The organism is Streptomyces sp. HUAS TT7 (assembly GCF_051550175.1).
Lineage (GTDB): Bacteria > Actinomycetota > Actinomycetes > Streptomycetales > Streptomycetaceae > Streptomyces.
The window spans coordinates 5,587,578-5,606,443 of the sequence record NZ_CP196175.1 but is presented as its reverse complement, the minus strand read 5'-3'; the positions used below and the strand labels follow the sequence as shown (position 1 = coordinate 5,606,443).

Genomic DNA, 18,866 nt, shown 5'->3' with positions numbered 1-18,866 from the left:
GCGGGGCCGGGCGGCTGCGCGGCTGGGGCGGCGTCGCCGGGATGGCCCTCGCGCTCGCGGTAGCCGCGGGCGCGCTGGTCCCGCTGACCGGGCACGGCGGCGAGGACGCGGCGGCGAGCGTCGCGGGCCCCGGCGTCGCGCAGGGCGTCCAGGCCAAGGCCGACGACTGCAAGGACCCGGAGGCGAGCCTGGCCCCGTCCTCGGCGGACGGGCCGAACATCGAGGCCGTCAAGCGGCGCGGCAAGCTGATCGCGGGCGTCGACCAGAACAGCTTCCGCTGGGGCTACCGCAATCCGACGACGCGCACCCTCGAAGGCTTCGACATCGACCTGGTGAAGGCGATCGCGAAGAACATCCTGGGCGACGAGAACGCGGTCATCTACCGCGCCATCCCCACCAGCCAGCGCATTCCCGCACTCCAGAACGGCACGGTCGACGTCGTCGTCCGCACGATGACCGTCAACTGCACCCGCATCAAGCAGGCCTCGTTCTCCACCGCCTACTTCGAGGCGGGCCAGCAGGTGCTCGCCCCCAAGGCCTCCGCCATCACGGGCTTCGACGACTCGCTGAAGGGCAAGCGGGTCTGTGTGGCGGCCGGCTCCACCGCGTTCGACGCCCTGAAGGCGAACCCGCACGGCGCGGACTACCAGGACTTCACGGTCCCCAACCAGCTGGACTGCCTGGTGCGCCTCCAGCAGAACCTGGTGGACGCGGTCGTCACCGACAACGCGCTCGCCGCGGGCCAGGCCGCCCAGGACCCGGCGGTCCAGCTGAAGGGCAGCCCGTTCACCACCGAGTACTACGGCGCCGCCGTCAAGCTCGGCAACACCGACCTGGTGCAGCGGATCAACCAGGTCCTGGTGGACTACCGCAACGGCGGGGCCGGCAGCCCGTGGATGACGGCGTACCGCAAGTGGCTCGCCGCCGACCTGCCCGGCATATCCGGGCCACCGGCACCCAAGTACCGGACAGGATGAGCGAGTTGACGGCGGCGTCGTACCACAGAGCGGAGAGGTGATCGATGGGCGCGGGACCCTCCCCCAGCTCCACCGGGGGATCCCCGGAGCCGGTCATGGACCGGGACGAGGTGGACCGTGCGCTGGCACGCCTCGGCGCCGAGCACGAGGCCATCGAGACCTCGCTGCTCGCCCTCCAGGACCATGCCGGGCGCCGGCTCCTCGAAGGCGCCGGGCTCACCGGCGTCACCAAGGAGCGCTGGGCGTCCACCGAGCAGTCGATCTCCCTGCTCTGGGCGTACTTCGACGCGTACACGGCGGCCCTTGAGTCCGCCCGCGAGCTGCGCGCGAGGCGGCGCTGGCTCGGCCGGGAGGATCTGGTGGAGCTGACCGAGCGGCTGCGCGGCGAGTCCGTGACGCTGTCGGGCGCGGCCCTGCACGGCGCCCCGACGCTGGCCGGGGGCCCGGCGCGGCTGACCGAGCGGTTCACGCTCGGCGAGCTCGTGAACCGGATGAACGAGCTGTACGCGCACTCGCTCGACCTGGTCGTGGCCGCCGACGCGGTGTGGTCGGCGCTGCCCGCCCGGATAGACCTCCTGGCCGCCGAGCTGCACCGCACCCGGGGCCTCGCGCACTCGGTGGGCGTGCGGCCCGGGGAGCACCCCTCGGGCGACGACCTGGAGTCGATCACGGCCGAGCTGACCGGCCTGCGCACCCAGGTGATCTCCGACCCACTGGCGTTCTGGGTGCCCGCGCCGGGCAGCTCCGCGCCGGGCGGCGGCCGCCCCGACACCGGGCGCTACGACCGGGCGGCCCGCGCCCTGGAGGACGTACGCCGCGAAATTGACGCGGTCCTGACGGTCCGGCAGGACGCCGAGCAGCGGTTGGTCCGGCTGCGGGATGTACTGTCGCGGGCGGATCGCACGCTGGCCGAGGCCCGGTCGGCGCGCGGCGAGGTCCTCGCGAAGATCGCCGCGAGCGAGGTGCCCGCCGTGAGCGGCCCGTCGATCGCGCTCCAGGAACAGCTGGCGACCGCCGCCGAGTACCGCAGGCACGCGCAGTGGCACCGGCTCTCGCCGCTGCTCGAATCGCTTGAGCAGAAGGCCGAGGACGAACTGCTGCGCGCCCGCGAGTCGTTGACGGCGGTCACCGCGCCGCTGGCGGTCCGCGCGGAGCTGCGCGGGCGCCTCGACGCGTACAAGGCGAAGGTCGCCCGGCACGGCATGGCCGAGGATCCGCTCCTGATCGAGCGGTACGACGCGGCCCGCCGGATGCTGTGGTCCGCGCCCTGCGATCTGCGCGTCGCCGAAGAGGCGGTGCTCCGCTATCAGCGGGCGGCGGCCGACGTACTGGTCCCGAGACATCCCGGGCCCGTTGACCAGAAGGGGGAATCGTGAGCGAGAACACCCAGTGCCAGCGCCCCGGTTGCGCGGGTTCGTACGAGGACATGGGCGGCGGCGAGCTGTACTGCGACACGTGCGGCCTCGCGCCGGTCGTGTCGCCCAACGGGCTGGTGTCGTCGCCGCCCACCGGGATCACCGGCGGCGGGCACGGCTCGGCCTCGCAGTCCTCGCGCTCGTCCTCGCGCTCGTCGCGGTCCTCCACCTCCCGGTCCTCGACGTCGCGGCGCTCGGTCTCCGGGCGGCTGTCCTCGCTGACCGGCGGCAGCACCTCGCGGTCGGTGTCGGTGCGCAGTTCGGGCAAGGCGGCGAGCTCCTCGGCGCGCAGCCGGCTCGGCGCGGGCCTGGTGTCGGTGCCGGAGGTGCCGCGCCCCGATCCGCGCTCGGCGGTGATGGAGCGCCCCGAGGTCCCCGAGCGGAAGCGATTCTGCTCGCGTTCGGACTGCGGGGCGCAGGTGGGCCGTTCGCGCGGCGAGCGCCCCGGGCGCACCGAGGGCTTCTGCACCAAGTGCGGCCACCCGTACTCCTTCGTGCCGAAGCTGCACACCGGCGACATCGTGCACGGCCAGTACGAGGTCGTGGGCTGTCTGGCACACGGCGGGCTCGGCTGGGTCTACCTCGCCGTGGACCGCGCGGTCTCGGACCGCTGGGTGGTCCTCAAGGGCCTGCTCGACACCGGCGACCAGGACGCGATGGCGGCGGCGATCTCCGAGCGGCGCTTCCTCGCCGAGATCGAGCACTCCAACATCGTGCGGATCTACAACTTCGTCGAGCACCTGGACCAGCGCACCGGCTCGCTCGACGGCTACATCGTCATGGAGTACGTCGGCGGCAAGTCGCTGAAGGAGATAGCCAACGAGCGGCGCACGACGGCCGGCAAGCGTGACCCGCTGCCCGTCGAGCAGGCCTGCGCGTACGGCATCGAGGCCCTGGAGGCGCTCGGCCATCTGCACAGCCGCAACCTGCTGTACTGCGACTTCAAGGTCGACAACGCCATCCAGACCGAGGACCAGCTGAAGCTGATCGACATGGGCGCGGTGCGCCGCATGGACGACGACGAGTCGGCGATCTACGGCACGGTCGGCTACCAGGCGCCCGAGGTCGCCGAGCTCGGCCCCTCGGTCGCCTCCGACCTGTACACGGTGGCGCGCACCCTGGCCGTCCTCACCTTCGACTTCCAGGGCTACACGAACGTCTACGCGGACAGCCTGCCGGACCCCGACAACATCGAGGTGTTCCGCAAGTACGAGTCGTTCTACCGGTTCCTGGTGCGGGCCACCGACCCGGACCCGGCGCGCCGGTTCGCCTCCGCGCAGGAGATGGCGGAGCAGCTGACGGGCGTCCTGCGCGAGGTCGTGGCGCTCCAGACGGGCCGTCCCCGGCCGGCGCTCTCCACGCTGTTCGGCGCCGAACTGCGGGTCACGGACACGAAGTTGTTCGCCGAGCACAGCGGGGACGTCTCGCGGCTGGGGGCCCGCGTGGCCCCGGTGGGCAGACGCGCCCGCAAGGCGCTCGCGGCCGCCCCGGCACCGGCACCGGCCGCTGTTCCGGCGGGCGCCCCGCCCGTCCCGGCCGTCGCCCCGAGCACCCCGAACCTGCCGCACCCGGCGACGCAGGGCGCCATCCCGGTGCCGCGTGCCGAGGGCACCACCGGCGGCGGGCACGCCTCGCCGCTGCTCGCGCCGCTCGACCCGCGCGGCACCTCGCTCGCGCTGCCCGTGCCGCACGTGGACCCGAGCGACCCCAACGCCGGGTTCCTCGCGGGCCTGATGGCGGCCGCGCCCGCCGAGCTGATCGCCGCGCTGCGCTCGGCCCCGGCCGACTCCATCGAGCGCCGGCTGCGCGAGCTGCGCGCCCGGCTCGACATGAACGAGCGGGTCTCCGCCGCCAAGGCGCTCGAATCCCTGGAGATGGACCACCCGGACGACTGGCGGGTGGTCTGGTACCGGGGCCTGGCCTCTCTCGCGGCGGGCGACAACGAGAACGCGGCGCTGTCCTTCGACGCGATCTACGACGCGTTCCCCGGCGAGCCCGCCCCCAAGCTCGCCCTCGGCGTGTGCGCGGAGGTGCTGGGCCAGCTCGACAACGCGGCCGAGTACTACCGCCTGGTGTGGACGACCGACCCGAGTTATGTGAGCGCCGCCTTCGGCCTGGCCCGGGTGCAGCTCGCGGCCGGGGACCGCACCAGCGCCGTACGCACCCTGGAGTCGGTGCCCGAGGCCTCCATCCACTACACGGCGGCGCGCGTCGCGGCGGTGCGGGCGCGGCTGCGCAGCCGGGCCCCGCAGGACCCGCTGATCGAGGACCTGTCGGCCGCCGCGGCCCAGGTGGAGGCGCTCGACGGGTTCGGTCTGGACGCGGTGCGGCGTGAACAGCTGGCGACCGAGGTCCTGGGCACCGCCCTGGACTGGGTACTGTCGGGGAGCACCGGCGCCGGGCAGGCGAAGACCGCACTGCTCGGCAGCGAAGTCGACGAGCGGGGCCTGCGCTTCGGTCTGGAACGTTCGTACCGGGTGCTCGCCCGGCTCGCACAGCGTGGCGAGGAAAGGATCGACCTGGTGGAACGGGCCAACCGATTCCGCCCCCGGACCTGGGTGTGACGATGTCGCAGACGCATCAGCCGGCCGCCTGCCCCGGCTGCGAAGAGCCGCTGGAGACGGGGGACCTGTTCTGCGGGGCCTGCGGGTACGACCTGTCGGCCGTGCCCGAGCCGCCGCTCGACCATCCGACCATCGAGATGGCATCCCCGGCCGCCGCGGCGCCGGATCCCCAACTCCCGTACGCCACAAGGACGGACGAGCCGGTGGCGGGGGGCGACGGGGTGGACGAGTACCCTCCCCCGGTCTCGGCTTCGCTCGACCGGGGGCACCCCCACCCCGCGCCCGATCCGCGCGCCGCCGAGCCCGACCCGGACACCCATGTCGCCCGGCCCCCGGCGCCCGCCGCCAAGGTGTGCGTGGCGTGCCGGGCCGGCCGGGTCGACGACGACGGGTACTGCGAGAACTGCGGGCACGCCCAGCCGCGCGAGCGCGACCACATGGAGCAGGAGCTCGGCTCGGTCTCCGCGGTGAGCGACCGGGGGCTGCGCCACCACCGCAACGAGGACTCCTTCGCGCTGTCCTCGACCGCGCTGCCCGACGGCTCGCCCGCCGTCGTGGCGATCGTCTGCGACGGGGTGTCGTCGGCGACCCGTCCCGACGAGGCGTCCGCCGCGGCGGCCGCCGCCGCCAACGAGGCGCTGCTCGCCGCCCTGCCCCAGGGCACCCACCCCCAGCAGGCCATGCACGACGCGATCCTGTCCGCCGCCGAGGCCGTCAACTCCCTTGCCGCCGAGCCCGGTCAGGTGCACCGGGACGATCCGCACCGCCATCAGAACGCGCCGGCCTGCACGCTGGTGGGGGCGGTCTCGGCGGGCGGGCTTCTCGTGGTGGGCTGGGTCGGCGACAGCCGCGCGTACTGGGTGCCGGACGACCGCGCGACGGCCCCGGCCCGGCTCACCGAGGACGACTCCTGGGCCGCGCAGATGGTCGCCGCCCGCCTGATGAGCGAGGCCGACGCCTACGCCGACGAGCGCGCCCACGCCATCACGGGGTGGCTGGGGGCCGACGCGTACGAACTGGACCCGCACACCGCCTCGTTCAAGCCGGACCGCTCCGGCGTGGTGGTGGTCTGCACGGACGGCCTGTGGAACTACGCGGAGGCCGCCGAGGAGATGGCCCGCGTCATCCCGGCGGACGCCGCCGAACGGCCGCTGCACAGCGCCCAGGTGCTCGTCGGGCACGCCCTGGACGGCGGGGGCCACGACAACGTAACGGTGGCCGTGCTGCCGTTCGCAGTGGAGCAGCAAGGGGCAGGATCCGCCTACAACTAGGCCTCCGTCCCTATTGCAGCCCTATTGCGTCGCTTCTCTCACTTCTTTCACTTCAGGTCCATGGAGCCTCAAGGAGCCTTTCCGATGGCCAACTTCTCCAAGTCCAACGTGCCGCAGTTCTCCGTCGAGGTGTACCAGAACGAGTTCCTGCCGGAGGGCGGCCGCGAGGTCAACGCGATCGTCACGGTGGCCTCCACCGGCGGCGGCACCCTGGGCGGCGCCCCCTTCACTGCGGCCACGGCCGCGCCGTCCTACATACCCGGCCAGCCGCCCACCGCGGCCGTGGTGATCATGGTGGACTGCTCGGGCTCGATGGACTACCCGCCGACCAAGATGCGCAACGCCCGCGACGCGACGGCCGCCGCCATCGACACCCTGCGCGACGGGGTCGCCTTCGCGGTCGTCGGCGGCACCCACATCGCCCGTGAGATCTACCCGGGCAACGGCCGCCTGGCGACCGCCGGCGGCCAGACCCGTACGCAGGCGAAAGAGGCACTGCGCAAGCTGAGCGCGGGCGGCGGCACCGCGATCGGCACCTGGCTGCGGCTCGCCGACCGGCTGCTCGGGGCGGCCGACGTCCCGATCCGGCACGGCATCCTGCTCACCGACGGGCGCAACGAGCACGAGTCGCCCGAGGACCTGCGCTCCACCCTGACGGCCTGCGCCGGACGGTTCACCTGTGACGCCCGGGGCGTGGGGACCGACTGGGAGGTCAAGGAGGTCACCTCGATCGCCTCCGCGCTGCTCGGCACCGCGGACATCGTCGCGGATCCGGCCAATCTGGCGGCGGATTTCACGCAGATGATGGAGAACGCGATGGGCAAGGAGGTCGCGGACGTGGCTCTGCGCCTGTGGACCCCGGTCGGCGTGGAGATCAAGTTCGTCAAGCAAGTGGCGCCCACCGTCGAGGAGTTGACGGACCGTCGCACCGAGTCGGGTCCGCGCGCCGGGGACTACCCGACCGGCTCCTGGGGGGACGAGTCCCGCGACTACCACGTGTGCGTACAGGTTCCCGAGGCCGGAATCGGCCAGGAGATGCTCGCCGCCCGCGTCTCGCTGATCGTGCCCGACCGCGAGGGCGGGGCGCCTCAGGTCCTCTCGCAGGGCCTGGTGCGGGCGGTGTGGACCGACGACATGGCGGCCTCCACCTCCATCAACCCGCAGGTCGCGCACTACACGGGTCAGGCCGAACTGGCACAGGTCATCCAACAGGGTCTGGATGCCCGCAAGTCGGGCGATGTGGACGGGGCGACCGCCAAGCTCGGCCGGGCGGTGCAACTGGCCGCCGCCTCGGGGAACGCGGATACCGCGAAACTCCTTGCGAAGGTGGTGGACGTCGTCGACGAGGCGACGGGTACTGTGCGACTGAAGGCGAAGGTCGCGGAAGCGGACGAGATGACCCTCGAAACGCGCTCCACCAAGACCGTTCGCGTCAAGAAGTAGCAGGAAGCGAATAAGAAGTGGCCGTGCCCGAATAGGCGTGGTTACGCGCAGAAGTACCGAGAAGTACCGAGAGACAAACCCAAGTACGTCACGTACACAGAACCGCCGAAATACCGCGGCCCACCGGGCCGGACGACGAGAGGGGGAAGCGACTCCATGCCGACCTGCCCGAACGGACACCAGTCGGGTTCCGACGACTGGTGCGAGATCTGCGGCCATCGCATGGGTGCCGTGCCGCCGCCTCCCCCGCCTCCGCCCGCGTACGGCTACCCGGGCCCCGGGGATCCGAACGCCACCGCCCAGGCCGAGCTCTGCCCGCAGTGCCGCACCCCGCGCGAGGCCGGGGCGCCCTTCTGCGAGGAGTGCCGCTGGAACTTCCTCACGAACACGGCGACCTCGTACACGCCGCTGGCCCCGCAGCACCCGATGCCGAACCAGGGTCCCGCCCCGGCGAACGGCCCCGGTCCCGCTGCGGCGCAGGGTCCCGGCTCCGGGCTGAATCTGCCGCCCGCCTTCCAGCAGGGCCCGCCGCCGCCCGCGCCGCGCGACCCGTACGAGTACCAGAGCTCCCGGCCCTCGCAGGTGAACCGGCCCGCCGAGCCGCTGGCCGCCGATCCCTCGCAGCGCTCCGCGCAGCAGCTGCCGCCGAACGCGTTCCAGCAGCCGCCGCCCCCGCCCCCGGGGCCCTTCAGCCCCGGCCAGGGCGGGCCGCCCCCGCCTCCGCCCGCCTTCCAGCAGGCGCCCCCGGCCGCGCCGCCGGCCCAGCAGCCGGAGGCCGACGACGACTGGATGCTGCCGCCGCCGTCCCAGCCCGTCCAGGGCACCGGCCGCCAGCCCGCGCCCGACCGCGGCGACGACTGGCCGCAGCCCACCGGGCCGGACCGGGGCGACGACTGGCCGCAGCAGACTCCCGAGCGAGGCGGCGACGACTGGCCGCAGTCCAACCCGGAGCAAGGTGACGACTGGCCTCAGGCCGTGCCGCCGCCCGCGCCGGCCGGCTGGGCGATCACGATCGGCCCGGACCGGGACTACTTCCTGGCGATGATGCAGCGCAGCGGCCCGGAAGCGGCCGGGCTCAACCTGCCCGCGTTCTCGCCCGAGCAGCAGCGCCCGCTGTCCGGCAACCAGGTGACCATCGGCCGCCGCCGCCACTCCACCGGTGAGGCGCCCGACATCGACCTGTCGGTGCCGCCGGAGGACCCGGGCGTCTCGCACCAGCACGCGGTGCTCGTGCAGCAGCCGGACGGCACCTGGGCGGTCGTCGACCAGAACTCGACGAACGGCACCACGGTCAACGGCTCCAGCGAGCCGATCCAGCCCTACGTCCCGGTGCCGCTGCAGGACGGCGACCGGGTGCACGTGGGCGCCTGGACGACGATCACCGTGCGCCGGGGCTGACCGGCCACTCCCGCAGGGGCCAGGCGTACGGCCCCTGCGGATCGTCCAGCCACGCCCACTGGGTGCCGTCGTCCACGGTCACCCCGAACCGCTCGCGGCGGGGCCGCTGCTCACGCTGCCACAGCGCGTGCGCCTCGTACGGGTCGAGGCTGCCCGCCGTCAGTTCGAGCAGGAAGCGGAACAGCTCGTTCGCCACGCTCGCGCGCGGCAGCCCGCCCGCGTACGGGACGGGCCTGTTCTGGGAGCCCGTACCGCGCAGCGGCACGAAATAGGCCGGGGTGTGCAGGAAGCGCCCCTCGGCGTGGCCCGGGCCCGTCACCCGCAGCCGGATCAGGCCGGTGGCCAGCGGGGCCAGGATCAGCGCGCCCGTGCGGCACTGGGCGGGCCAGTCGTACGGCACCGAGCCCACCGTGCAGGTCGCGATGATCTTGTCGAACGGCGCCCGCGAGGGAGCGCCGCGCGCCCCGTCCCCAGTGATCACTGCGGGGTGGTACCCGGCCGCGGCCAGATGCGCCCGCGCCGACTCGGTGATCTCGGGGTCGAGGTCGACGGTGGTCACGTTCTCCTCGCCGAGCCGGTGGCACAGCAGCGCCGCGTTGTACCCGGTCCCGGCGCCGACCTCCAGGACCTCGTCCCCGTCCCGGATCTCCAGCGCCTCCAGCATGCGGGCCATCAGCGAGGGCTGGCTGGAGGAGGAGACGAGGTCGCCGTCGCGCATCCGGGTGGCCAGCGGGGCGTCCGCGTACGCCCCGGTCAGCCAGCGTTCGCGCCGCTCGGGGTCGGGGTCCTCGCCCCACAGCCGGACATGGCCGCCGGGCGCGCCCTCGTAGTAGTACGGCACGAAGAGGTGGCGCGGCACGTCCTCGAAGGCGGCCCGCCAGGCCGGGTCGGCGAGCTCCCCGCCGGCCGCGATCTCGCGCACCAGGGCCCGCCTCAGTGCCAGGTCCGCGCTCATACGTCCACTGTGCTGCGCCGGGGCTCAGGAGGCGAGCGGTCCTACGCCCCAGGTCCTCGGCCACCGGGTCTGAGACCATGGAAGCGTGCTGCATTTCCCGGGGGACGGCCCCTGGACCCCGGGCCGCGTTCCGGGGCAGGCCCACATGACATTGCGAGGGTGTTCTACGTGACCGAGATTCCGCGCGGCACGCTGCCGGAGCAGACCTTCTACGAGCAGGTCGGCGGCGAGCAGACGTTCCGGCGCCTCGTGCACCTCTTCTACGAGGGCGTCCGCGAGGACCCGCTGCTCCGTCCCATGTACCCGGAGGAGGACCTGGGCCCGGCCGAGGAGCGCCTCGCCCTGTTCCTGATGCAGTACTGGGGCGGCCCGCGCACCTACAGCGACGGCCGGGGGCACCCGCGCCTGCGGATGCGGCACGCGCCGTTCACGGTCGACCGGGCCGCGCACGACGCCTGGCTGCGCCACATGCGTACCGCCGTGGACGGCCTGAAACTGTCCCCCGAGCACGAGCAGACGCTCTGGAACTACCTGACGTACGCGGCCGCTTCGATGGTCAACTCCGAGGGCTGAGCCGCCCCACAGCCCCCGGGGCTGCCCGAAAGCACCCCCAAATACTGCCCCCGCGACCGGAATTCGGTCTTCCGTGGTCGCATTCCGATCACGATCGGGCAAGTTCATACGGCAAGCGGTTTCCACGGCCCCATGCCCTCTGAAAGCATCTGGGCACATTTCGGGGGGTTGGCCTGAAAGCCGCCGAGGGGGACGCGTGCCGGGGTTCGTCTTTCTGCGGGTGCGTGCGCACCGGCTGCTGCTGGTCGCGGCGCTGCTCGCGGTGCTGCTCACCACCTCGGTGCTCGCCGCCCTGGCGACGTTCTCCGGGTCCGTCGGGGACGCGGCGCTGCGCCACACACTGGCCACCCGGTCCGCCGCGCCCGCGGCCCTCGCCGTCAAGTCCGAGGTCAAGCCGGACCGGCGCAAGGCGGCGGCGGACGCGGTACGCACCGGAGCCCGCGCCATTTTCGACCAACTCCCGGTCACCACAAGGGAGTTGACCGAATCCGGACCGTACGCCCTGCCGCGCTCCCTGCAGCCGCCGGACGCCCGCGGCGGCGACCCCGACCTCACCCTGTTCGCCGCGATCGACCGCTCGCGCGTCCGCCTCACCGCGGGCAGCTGGCCGGCCGCCGGCGGCTCGCCCGAGATCCAGGTCGCGCTGCCCGAGTCCGCGGCCGGACGCCTCGATCTGCGCCCGGGTGCCACGCTCGCCCTCACCGACCGGCTCGACGGCCCGCCCGTCACCGCCCGGATCACCGGTGTCTACCGGGCGGTTGACGTCTCGGACGCGTACTGGCGCCTCGACGACCTCGGCGGCCGCGGCATGCGCAAGCTCGACTTCACCACCTACGGGCCGCTGCTCGCCGACGACTCGGTACTGGCGGGCGGCCGGGTCAGCGCGGGCCAGAGCGCCTGGCTGGCCTCCGCCGACTTCTCCAGGACCGGCGTCGACCGCATCGACCGGCTGCGCGCGGCCGCCACCGACGGGCCCAAGTCCCTCGTGAAGCAGCCCGTGTTCGGGGGCAACGCGACCGCGGTGACATCGCTGCCGGAGATCCTCGACCGGGCCGAGCGCTCCCTCCTCGTGTCCCGCTCGACGCTGCTGATCGTGGCGGTCCAGCTGGTGCTGCTCGCCGGGTACGCGCTGCTGCTCGTGGCCCGGCTGCTGAGCAGCGAGCGGTCCGGCGAGACCGAACTCCTGCGGGCCCGGGGCGGATCGCGGGGCCAGATCACCTGGCTCGCGGCCGCCGAGGCGCTGCTGCTCGCGGTGCCAGCCGCGCTGGTCGCCCCGCTGCTCGCGGGCCCGCTGACCCGGCTGCTCGCCGGGCGGGGCGCGCTCGCGCGGGCGGGGCTCCACCTGGACACCTCGGCCACCTCCACGGTGTGGCTGGTCGCCGTCCTGGTCGCGCTCGGCTGCGCGGCCGCCGTGGTGGCCCCCGCGCTGTCGGCGGGCCGCCTCGGCCGGGGCGGCCGGGACGGCGCGCTGCCCGCGCCGGTCCGGGCGGGCGCCGACATCGGGCTCCTGGTGATCGCCGGGGTCGCCTACTGGCAGCTGGACCGGCAGACCTCCGGCTCCGGCGCGATCGACACCGACGCCTCGGGCGGGCTCGGCGTCGACCCGCTCCTCGTGGCGGCCCCCGCGCTGGCCCTGCTCGCCGGGACCGTCCTGGTCCTGCGGCTGCTGCCGCCCGCGGCCAGGCTCGCCGAGCGGCGGGCGGCGGGCGGGCGCGGGCTGCCGACGGCGCTGGCGGGCTGGCAGTTCAGCCGCCGCCCGCTGCGCGGCGCTGGCCCGGTGCTGCTGCTCATCCTCGCGATCGCGATGGGGCTGCTCACCCTCGGCCAGGCAGCCACCTGGAACCGTTCGCAGAGCGACCAGGCCGACTTCCGCGCGGGCACCGACATCCGGGTGCTCGGCTCCACCCTCAGCCCCTTCGGCCAGGCCGGCTCGTACGACGCGGTCCCCGGGGTCGACGCGGTCGCCCCCGCCTCGCGCGGCTCGATGCCGCTGAGCGGCGGCCGCTCCGGCACGGTGCTCGCCCTCGACACCCGCCACGCGGACGGCTTCCTGCTGCGCGAGGACCTCGCGGGCCGGTCCGCCAAGGACCTGCTCGCAGCCCTCACGCCGCAGCAGGACGCCCCGGCCGGTGTCACGCTCCCGAAGGACACCGAGCGGATCGGCCTCGACCTGCGGCTGACCGGCGGGGCCCCGGGCGGGCCGCCCGGCACGGTGACGGCCACGCTGGAGGACCGCTTCGGGGAGCAGTTCCGCTTCACCCTCGGCAGGCTGGCCCCGGACGGCCGCCCCCACCCCCTCGGCCTCGACCTGGCCGCCGCCGCGGGCCGCCCGACGGGACACCCCGCCGAGCCCCTGCTCCTGACCGGCCTCGACGCGGTGAGCGAGCTGCCCGACGGCGCGGCCGAGCCGCGGGCGATCGCCCTGGACGGGCTGCGCGCCACCGGCCCGGGCGGCAAGGAGACCGCCGTCGCCGTGCCGTCGGCCGGCCGGTGGAAGGCGGGCACCGACAGCGCCAAGGACACGAACTGGGAGACGGGCGCCTCGTCGGTGACCCGCACCGTGCGGCTCACCGCGCCGCGCACCGCGCCGCCCGCACCGACCGCCGTCGCCGACGACAGGTTCCTCCAGTCCAGCGGCAGCGAGGTCGGGCAGACCATCGACGTGCCGCTGGCGGGCCAGAGCGTGAAGGTGAAGCTCGTCGCCCGCGTGCGGCAGCTGCCGACCACCGGCAGCGGCGCGGTCGGCCCGGCCGCCGCGCCCACCGGCGCCGTCGCCTCCGACGGCGGGGGGCTGCTCGTCGACCTGCGGGCCGTCAACCGGGTCCTCCAGGACAAGGGCGACGGCCTGACCGCCACCGAGTGGTGGCTGACCGCCGCGCCGGACCGCTCGGCCGCGGCCGTGGCGGCGCTGAAGGCCCGCCCCGACGCCGACCCCGCACAGATCGTGTCCCGTGCGGAGATCGCCAAGGAGCTCGGCGACGATCCGCTGGGCGCGGGCCCGCAGTCCGCGCTCGCGGCCGTGTCGATCGTGGCGGCGGCACTGGCGGCGGTCGGCTTCTCGGTGAGCGCCGCCGGGTCGCTGCGCGAGCGGGGCCAGGAGTTCGGCGTGCTGCGCGCGCTCGGCACCCCGCGCCGCCAGCTCGCCCGGCTGATCGCCGCCGAACAGGGCGTGCTGATCACGATCGCCCTGCTGGCGGGGCTCTGCCTCGGCGAAGTACTGACCAGAGCGGTGGTGCCGCTGATCGTGCTGACCGACCAGGCGACCCAGCCGGTGCCCGCGGTCCTGGTCGAGCTTCCGGCCGGCCGGGTGGCGCTGCTGCTGGCCGGGGTGGCCGCCGTGCCGCTGCTCATCGTCGCGGCGATCGCGCTGCGCCGCACCGATCCGGCCGTCACACTGCGGCACCAAGGGGGCAACTGACATGTCCGGCAAGGCAGTCGCGCCCTGGGTGCGCACCCGGCTGCGGACCGCGCCGGGCGCCGCGGCGGCGCTCGCCCTCCTGGTCCTGCTGACCGCGTGGCCGGCCGCGGCCTACCCGCGCGCGATCGACACATACGAGGACAACGGGCTGCGCCGGGCCGTCGCCACGGCCGCGCCGGGCCGCACCGCGCTCCAGTTCGCGGCGGGGTCACCGGGCCTCGCCCTGCCCGACGAGCAGCGGGCCGCGATGGTCTCCCCCCAGGAGATGAAGCGGCGCTTCGAGTCGGTCGTGCAGAACGTGCCCGCCCCGCTCACGACCGACCTCTCCCAGTCTGCGTACGGGCTGCGGACCACCCAGAAGCTGGAGTCCGACGAGCCGTACCTGGCCCGGCCGTACGGGCTGCCGCCGCGGCTCACCGTGGCCACCCAGTCCGACCTGGCCGCCCACGCCCGCGTGGTGTCGGGCCGGCTGCCCGCCGGTTCGGCCGACCAGAAGTCCGCGGAGGCCGAGGCCGCCGTCACCACGGCCACCGCCAAAACCCTGAACATCAAGGCGGGTTCGGTGCTGCACGTGGCCACGGTCGGCGGCCCGCGGCTCGCGTTCAAGGTGACCGGCATCGTGGAGCCGCTGCTTGCGGAGGCCGGCTACTGGTCGGTCCTGCCGGTGCTCCGCACCCCGCAACTGCTGCCCGCCTCCAGCCAGCCCGATCCGCCGAAGTACTGGCACGGCGGTCTGCTGCTCGCCCCGGGCGCCGCCCCGGCCCTGCTCGCGACCGACAGCAAGCCCGAGACGTACGCCCAACTCGCCCCTGACAGCGCACATTTGAATGCCCGTCAGCTCGACGGCCTGAAGGCGTCGGTCGCGGGCCTGCAGAACGGTCCCGCGCTCTCCCGGATCCGCACCTCCTTCTCCATCTCGACCAGCGTCTACACCGAACTCGACCGGGTGCTCCTCTCGTACGCGACGGTGCGCGACTCGATCACCCCGGTGGTCGCGGTCGCGGGCTTCGGCACCGCGACCGTGGCGGCCGTGGTGCTCCTGATGGCGGGCGGGCTCGCCGCCGCCCGCCGCGCCGCCGAGCTCGCCCTGCTGCGGGCCCGCGGCGGCTCGCTGCGCCAGATCGCCGGGCGGCTGCTCGCCGAGAGCGCGGTCGTGGTGGTCCCGGCCGCGGCCCTCGGCCTGCTCCTCGCGGTGCTCGCCGTGCCGCACGGCCGCCTCGGCCCCGCGCTCGCCGCGGCGGGCGGGGTCGCGGCCCTTGGCTGCCTCGCCCTGCCGGTGCGCGCGGCCCTGACGCACCGCACGGTCCGCTCGGCCGCCGAACGCGCCGATCTCGTACGGGAGAAGCCCTCGGCGCGGCGCACGGTGGCCGAGCTGACGCTGCTCGTGCTCGCGGCGGGCGCGGTGTTCGCGCTGCGCCGCCGCGGCACCGGCGGGGGCTCCGCCGACTCGCTGGTCAGCGCGGCGCCGGTGCTGGTCGGGGTGATCGCGGCGTTCGTCCTGATCCGCCTCTACCCGCTGCCGCTGCGCTGGGCGGCCCGCCCGGCGGCCCGGCTGCGCAGCACGGTCGGCTTCCTGTCGCTCGCCCGCGCCGGACGCGCCCCGGGCGGCGGCGTGCTTCCGCTGCTCGCCCTGCTCACGGCGCTGACGACGGCCGCGTTCGGCGGTTCGGTCCTGGCCGGCGCCGACGACGCCCGCGACCGGGCCGCACTGTACGCGACCGGCACCGACGCCCGCATCGACAGCGACCTGTCGCTGCCGGGGGACCTGCCGGGCCGCGTCGCGCAGGTCCCGGGCGTCCGGGGCGTCTCACCCGTGCACATCGAGTACGCGGTGCGGCTGCCGGACAACGACACCACCGCGTTCGCGGGCGTGGACCCCAAGACGTACGCCGAGCTGACCGCGGGCACCGCGCTCAGCGTCCCGGCGGACCGGCTCAAGGCGCCAACAGGGCCCCAGGGCAAGGTAGTTCTGCCCGCGGTCGCCTCGCCCTCGGTCGCCCAGCGCCTCGGCAAGGAGCCGGTGAAGCTGCGCGTCGCGGGCTACGACGTGACGATCAGGGTGGTCGCCACCCAGGACGGCTCGGCGGCCGTGCCGTCCAGCGACTTCATCCTGGTGGACACCGCCGGCCTCGGCCCGAAGGACCCGACCGCGCTGCTCGTCGGCGGCACCTCCATCGACGCGAAGGCGCTGCGCAAGGCCGCCGTGAGCGGCCATGTGAGCGTGCGGCTCCAATCCGAGGCGCGGCAGGAGTTCGCCGACTCCCCGCTCCAGACCGGTGCCGGGCGCATCTACGCGGCGGCCGTCGCCGCGGGCGCGGGCCTGGCCGTCCTCGCGCTGCTCCTCTCGCTCCTGCGCGGCGCCCCCGAACGCTCCGCGCTGCTCGCCCGCCTTCGCACCATGGGCCTCACCCGCCGCCAGGGCCGCACGCTGCTCGTCCTGGAGGCGCTGCCGCCGGCGTTCCTCGCGGCGGCGGGCGGCGCGCTCACCGGCTGGGCGTCGATCGCGCTGCTCGCGCCCGGCATCGACCTGGCGGGCCTGGCGCTGGCCAAGAGCGGCAGTCTGGCGCCGGTCGGCTCCGAGCTGCGCGCGGACCCGCTGTCGCTGCTGCTGCCCGCCGTGTGCGTGGTGCTGCTCGCGGCGCTTGTGGCGACCGCGCAGGCCTGGTGGAGCGGCCGCCGCGGATCCATCACCGAACTCAGGGCAGGAGACGCTCGATGACCACATCGCTCGAAGACCTGGAGCGCCGGGCCACGGCCCACCGCGACCAGCCCGCCTACGGCCACGACGCCCTGATCGCCTGCGACCGCCTGGTACGGGTCTTCACGACCGACGGCGTGGAGGTGCAGGCCCTCCAGGGCCTCGATCTCCTGGTCACCGACGGTGAGTTGATGGCGCTGGTCGGCGCGTCGGGCAGCGGCAAGTCGACGCTGATGAACATCCTGGCGGGCCTGGACGTACCGACGGCGGGCGCCGCCAGGGTGGCCGGCCGCGACCTGCTCGCGATGGACTCCGGGGCGCGGCTCGGCTACCGCCGCGACGTGGTGGGCTTCGTCTGGCAGCAGACCGCCCGCAACCTGCTGCCGTATCTGACGGCGATCCAGAACGTGGCCCTGCCGATGCAGCTCAAGCGCGGCCTGTCCAAGCGCGGCAAGGCCGAGCGGGCCGACTCGCTCCTGACGATGCTGGACGTCGCGCACTGCCGCGACCGGCGCCCCCACCAGATGTCGGGCGGCGAACAGCAGCGCGTCGCGATCGCGGTGGCGCTGGCCAACAGCCCGTCCGTCCTGCTCGCCGACGAGCCGACGGGCGAGCTGGACTCGGCGACCGGCGAGCAGATCTTCGCGGCGTTCCGCACGGCCAACGAGGAGCTGGGCACGACCATCGTGATCGTCACCCACGACCAGGCCGTGGCGAGCGAGGTCCGCCGCACGGTGGCCATCCGCGACGGCCGCACCTCGACGGAGGTCCTGCGCCGCACCCAGGTCGACGAGACCACGGGCGAGGAGTCCCTGGTCGCCCGCGAGTACGCGATGCTCGACCGGGCCGGGCGCCTGCAACTCCCGGCGGAGTACACCCGCGCCCTGAACATGGAGCACCGGGTGGCCCTGGAGCTGGAGACCGACCACATCCAGATCTGGCCGGACGAGCAGTAACTGCCGTACGGGACACGGCAGTTGGGCCGCCGGGCGCGGCGCTCGGGGTGCGGGTCAGGCGGGTGTGACGCCCAGCCCGCCGAGGCCGGCCCTGCGCAGCGCCACGGACCCGTACGGCGCGCGAAGCCGCAGCCACGGGCCGGAGGCGAACAGCGCCACCGGTTCCGGCACGGAGGGGGCGCCCGCCGAGGCGAGCGCACGGACCGGCCGCAGGAAGCCGAGCGACTGGGCCGCGTGCACGGCACGCAGCGGGAGTTCGGTGGAGCCGAGCGTGCGGGACCAGATCTCCCGCCCGATCAGATCGCGCTCGGCACGGGTGCGCCGCTCTTCGGGCAGCGCCTCGTCCCGGGCACGGAATTCGGCGACGGCGGCCGCGACCGCGCCCCGCATCTGTTCGGCTTCGGGCAGCCCCGGCACCGGCTGCCAGCCGCCGCGCGGCGGAAGCACCCCGGCCCACGGCGGCCCGGTGACGGCCTCGGGCACGCTCGTACTGGCACTCGACTCGTCGAGGGATTCGAGGAGTTCACCGGCGGAGACGGTCACGTCCAGGGCGACGGAGTCGTCCTGGAGCCGGGCCGTGCGGATCGCGAGCACCTCGAAGGAGGGCGGCCGGCCGAACACGGCAAGGGCCCCGCCGCCCGCCTGGAGGCGGACCGCGGCGGCCCGGTCGTAGTGGATCAGCCGGCCGAGGAAGGCGGCGAGGTCCGCCGCCTCCCTGGCATCGTCGAACCGCAGCACGGCGTTCATGCCGCGGCCCGCTCCCGCCCGTCGTCGCACGAGCCGTCGTCCAGGTACTCCTTGAGGAAGGCCTTCTCCTCGGCGGTGATCCGCCGAGGCCGGCCCGCCGCCAGGTCGTAGGGCACGACGACGGTGGCCGCGGCGACGTACACCAGGCCGCCCTCGCCGGGCTCCTTGATCTCGTACGAGATGGTCATTGACGCCGCGCCGATCTTCGTCACCCACGACTCGATGATCACCGGCTCGTGCCGGTGGACCAGGGGCCGCTTGTAGTCGATCTCGTGCCGGGCCACGACAGACCCGCCCTTGAACGACGGCGACCCGTCGCCCGGCTGCAGCCGGAACATGAAGTCGATGCGGGCTTCCTCCAGGTATCGGACGAAGACCGCGTTGTTGACGTGCCCGAAGGCATCCATGTCCGACCAGCGCAGCGGGCAGCGGTAGATATGACGCGTCACTG

13 protein-coding genes are annotated in these 18,866 nt (G+C 74.4%); 10 read left to right on the top strand and 3 right to left on the bottom strand.

Features of this window, described 5'->3' with window-relative positions; all coding sequences use genetic code 11:
• Positions 1 to 41 precede the first annotated feature (41 nt).
• The 6 genes from ACSHXC_RS25300 (at position 42) to ACSHXC_RS25275 (ending at position 9,068) form a co-directional block, all read left to right on the top strand.
• Complete coding sequence (locus ACSHXC_RS25300; protein WP_438296816.1) at positions 42 to 977, top strand: glutamate ABC transporter substrate-binding protein; 936 nt, start codon at positions 42 to 44, stop codon at positions 975 to 977.
• A 95-nt stretch (positions 978 to 1,072) separates the two neighbouring features.
• Complete coding sequence (locus ACSHXC_RS25295; protein WP_438293782.1) at positions 1,073 to 2,353, top strand: hypothetical protein; 1,281 nt, start codon at positions 1,073 to 1,075, stop codon at positions 2,351 to 2,353.
• 50 nt (positions 2,354 to 2,403) lie between these two features.
• Complete coding sequence (locus ACSHXC_RS25290; RefSeq protein ID WP_438296814.1) at positions 2,404 to 4,956, top strand: tetratricopeptide repeat protein; 2,553 nt, start codon at positions 2,404 to 2,406, stop codon at positions 4,954 to 4,956.
• Positions 4,953 to 6,227: a PP2C family protein-serine/threonine phosphatase gene (locus ACSHXC_RS25285; RefSeq protein WP_438293781.1), complete on the top strand. Its 1,275-nt coding sequence runs from the start codon at positions 4,953 to 4,955 to the stop codon at positions 6,225 to 6,227. The genes ACSHXC_RS25290 and ACSHXC_RS25285 overlap by 4 nt, the downstream gene beginning before the upstream one ends.
• A gap of 84 nt (positions 6,228 to 6,311) precedes the next feature.
• Positions 6,312 to 7,670: a vWA domain-containing protein gene (locus ACSHXC_RS25280; RefSeq protein ID WP_438293780.1), complete on the top strand. Its 1,359-nt coding sequence runs from the start codon at positions 6,312 to 6,314 to the stop codon at positions 7,668 to 7,670.
• Positions 7,671 to 7,826: 156 nt separating this feature from the next.
• The gene (locus tag ACSHXC_RS25275) at positions 7,827 to 9,068 is read left to right on the top strand and encodes an FHA domain-containing protein (protein ID WP_438293779.1); all 1,242 of its coding nucleotides are present in this window, start codon (positions 7,827 to 7,829) and stop codon (positions 9,066 to 9,068) included.
• Here ACSHXC_RS25275 and ACSHXC_RS25270 read toward each other — a convergent pair.
• The gene (locus ACSHXC_RS25270) at positions 9,049 to 10,023 is read right to left on the bottom strand and encodes a methyltransferase domain-containing protein (RefSeq protein WP_438293778.1); all 975 of its coding nucleotides are present in this window, start codon (positions 10,021 to 10,023) and stop codon (positions 9,049 to 9,051) included. The two genes, ACSHXC_RS25275 and ACSHXC_RS25270, sit on opposite strands and share 20 nt — an antisense overlap.
• Before the next feature lie 168 nt (positions 10,024 to 10,191).
• On the opposite strand from ACSHXC_RS25270, the gene ACSHXC_RS25265 reads away from it, so the two are divergent.
• The 4 genes from ACSHXC_RS25265 (at position 10,192) to ACSHXC_RS25250 (ending at position 17,668) form a co-directional block, all read left to right on the top strand.
• Positions 10,192 to 10,596, top strand: a complete 405-nt coding sequence (locus ACSHXC_RS25265) for a globin (protein ID WP_399486131.1) — start codon at positions 10,192 to 10,194, stop codon at positions 10,594 to 10,596.
• Positions 10,597 to 10,792: 196 nt separating this feature from the next.
• Complete coding sequence (locus ACSHXC_RS25260; RefSeq protein ID WP_438293777.1) at positions 10,793 to 14,014, top strand: FtsX-like permease family protein; 3,222 nt, start codon at positions 10,793 to 10,795, stop codon at positions 14,012 to 14,014.
• 1 nt (position 14,015) lies between these two features.
• Positions 14,016 to 16,733 (top strand): FtsX-like permease family protein, encoded by a 2,718-nt coding sequence (locus tag ACSHXC_RS25255; RefSeq protein ID WP_438293776.1) that lies wholly within the window; start codon positions 14,016 to 14,018, stop codon positions 16,731 to 16,733.
• Positions 16,730 to 17,668: an ABC transporter ATP-binding protein gene (locus tag ACSHXC_RS25250; protein WP_438293775.1), complete on the top strand. Its 939-nt coding sequence runs from the start codon at positions 16,730 to 16,732 to the stop codon at positions 17,666 to 17,668. The genes ACSHXC_RS25255 and ACSHXC_RS25250 overlap by 4 nt, the downstream gene beginning before the upstream one ends.
• 54 nt (positions 17,669 to 17,722) lie before the next feature.
• Here the strand turns inward: ACSHXC_RS25250 and ACSHXC_RS25245 are convergent, their stop codons facing one another.
• Positions 17,723 to 18,415 (bottom strand): hypothetical protein, encoded by a 693-nt coding sequence (locus tag ACSHXC_RS25245; protein ID WP_438293774.1) that lies wholly within the window; start codon positions 18,413 to 18,415, stop codon positions 17,723 to 17,725.
• The gene (locus tag ACSHXC_RS25240) at positions 18,412 to 18,864 is read right to left on the bottom strand and encodes an acyl-CoA thioesterase (RefSeq protein ID WP_438293773.1); all 453 of its coding nucleotides are present in this window, start codon (positions 18,862 to 18,864) and stop codon (positions 18,412 to 18,414) included. The genes ACSHXC_RS25245 and ACSHXC_RS25240 overlap by 4 nt, the downstream gene beginning before the upstream one ends.
• Between the last annotated feature and the right edge of the window lie 2 nt (positions 18,865 to 18,866).

What these genes read in the sequence shown, in the direction of transcription:
- ACSHXC_RS25300 (WP_438296816.1), top strand. Translation starts at nt 42, where the DNA reads ATGGCCCTCGCGCTCGCGGTAGCCGCGGGCGCGCTGGTCCCGCTGACC.
- ACSHXC_RS25295 (WP_438293782.1), top strand. Translation starts at nt 1,073, where the DNA reads ATGGACCGGGACGAGGTGGACCGTGCGCTGGCACGCCTCGGCGCCGAG.
- ACSHXC_RS25290 (WP_438296814.1), top strand. Translation starts at nt 2,404, where the DNA reads ATGGGCGGCGGCGAGCTGTACTGCGACACGTGCGGCCTCGCGCCGGTC.
- ACSHXC_RS25280 (WP_438293780.1), top strand. Translation starts at nt 6,312, where the DNA reads ATGGCCAACTTCTCCAAGTCCAACGTGCCGCAGTTCTCCGTCGAGGTG.
- ACSHXC_RS25275 (WP_438293779.1), top strand. Translation starts at nt 7,827, where the DNA reads ATGCCGACCTGCCCGAACGGACACCAGTCGGGTTCCGACGACTGGTGC.
- ACSHXC_RS25270 (WP_438293778.1), bottom strand. Translation starts at nt 10,023, where the DNA reads ATGAGCGCGGACCTGGCACTGAGGCGGGCCCTGGTGCGCGAGATCGCG.
- ACSHXC_RS25255 (WP_438293776.1), top strand. Translation starts at nt 14,016, where the DNA reads ATGTCCGGCAAGGCAGTCGCGCCCTGGGTGCGCACCCGGCTGCGGACC.
- ACSHXC_RS25250 (WP_438293775.1), top strand. Translation starts at nt 16,730, where the DNA reads ATGACCACATCGCTCGAAGACCTGGAGCGCCGGGCCACGGCCCACCGC.
- ACSHXC_RS25245 (WP_438293774.1), bottom strand. Translation starts at nt 18,415, where the DNA reads ATGAACGCCGTGCTGCGGTTCGACGATGCCAGGGAGGCGGCGGACCTC.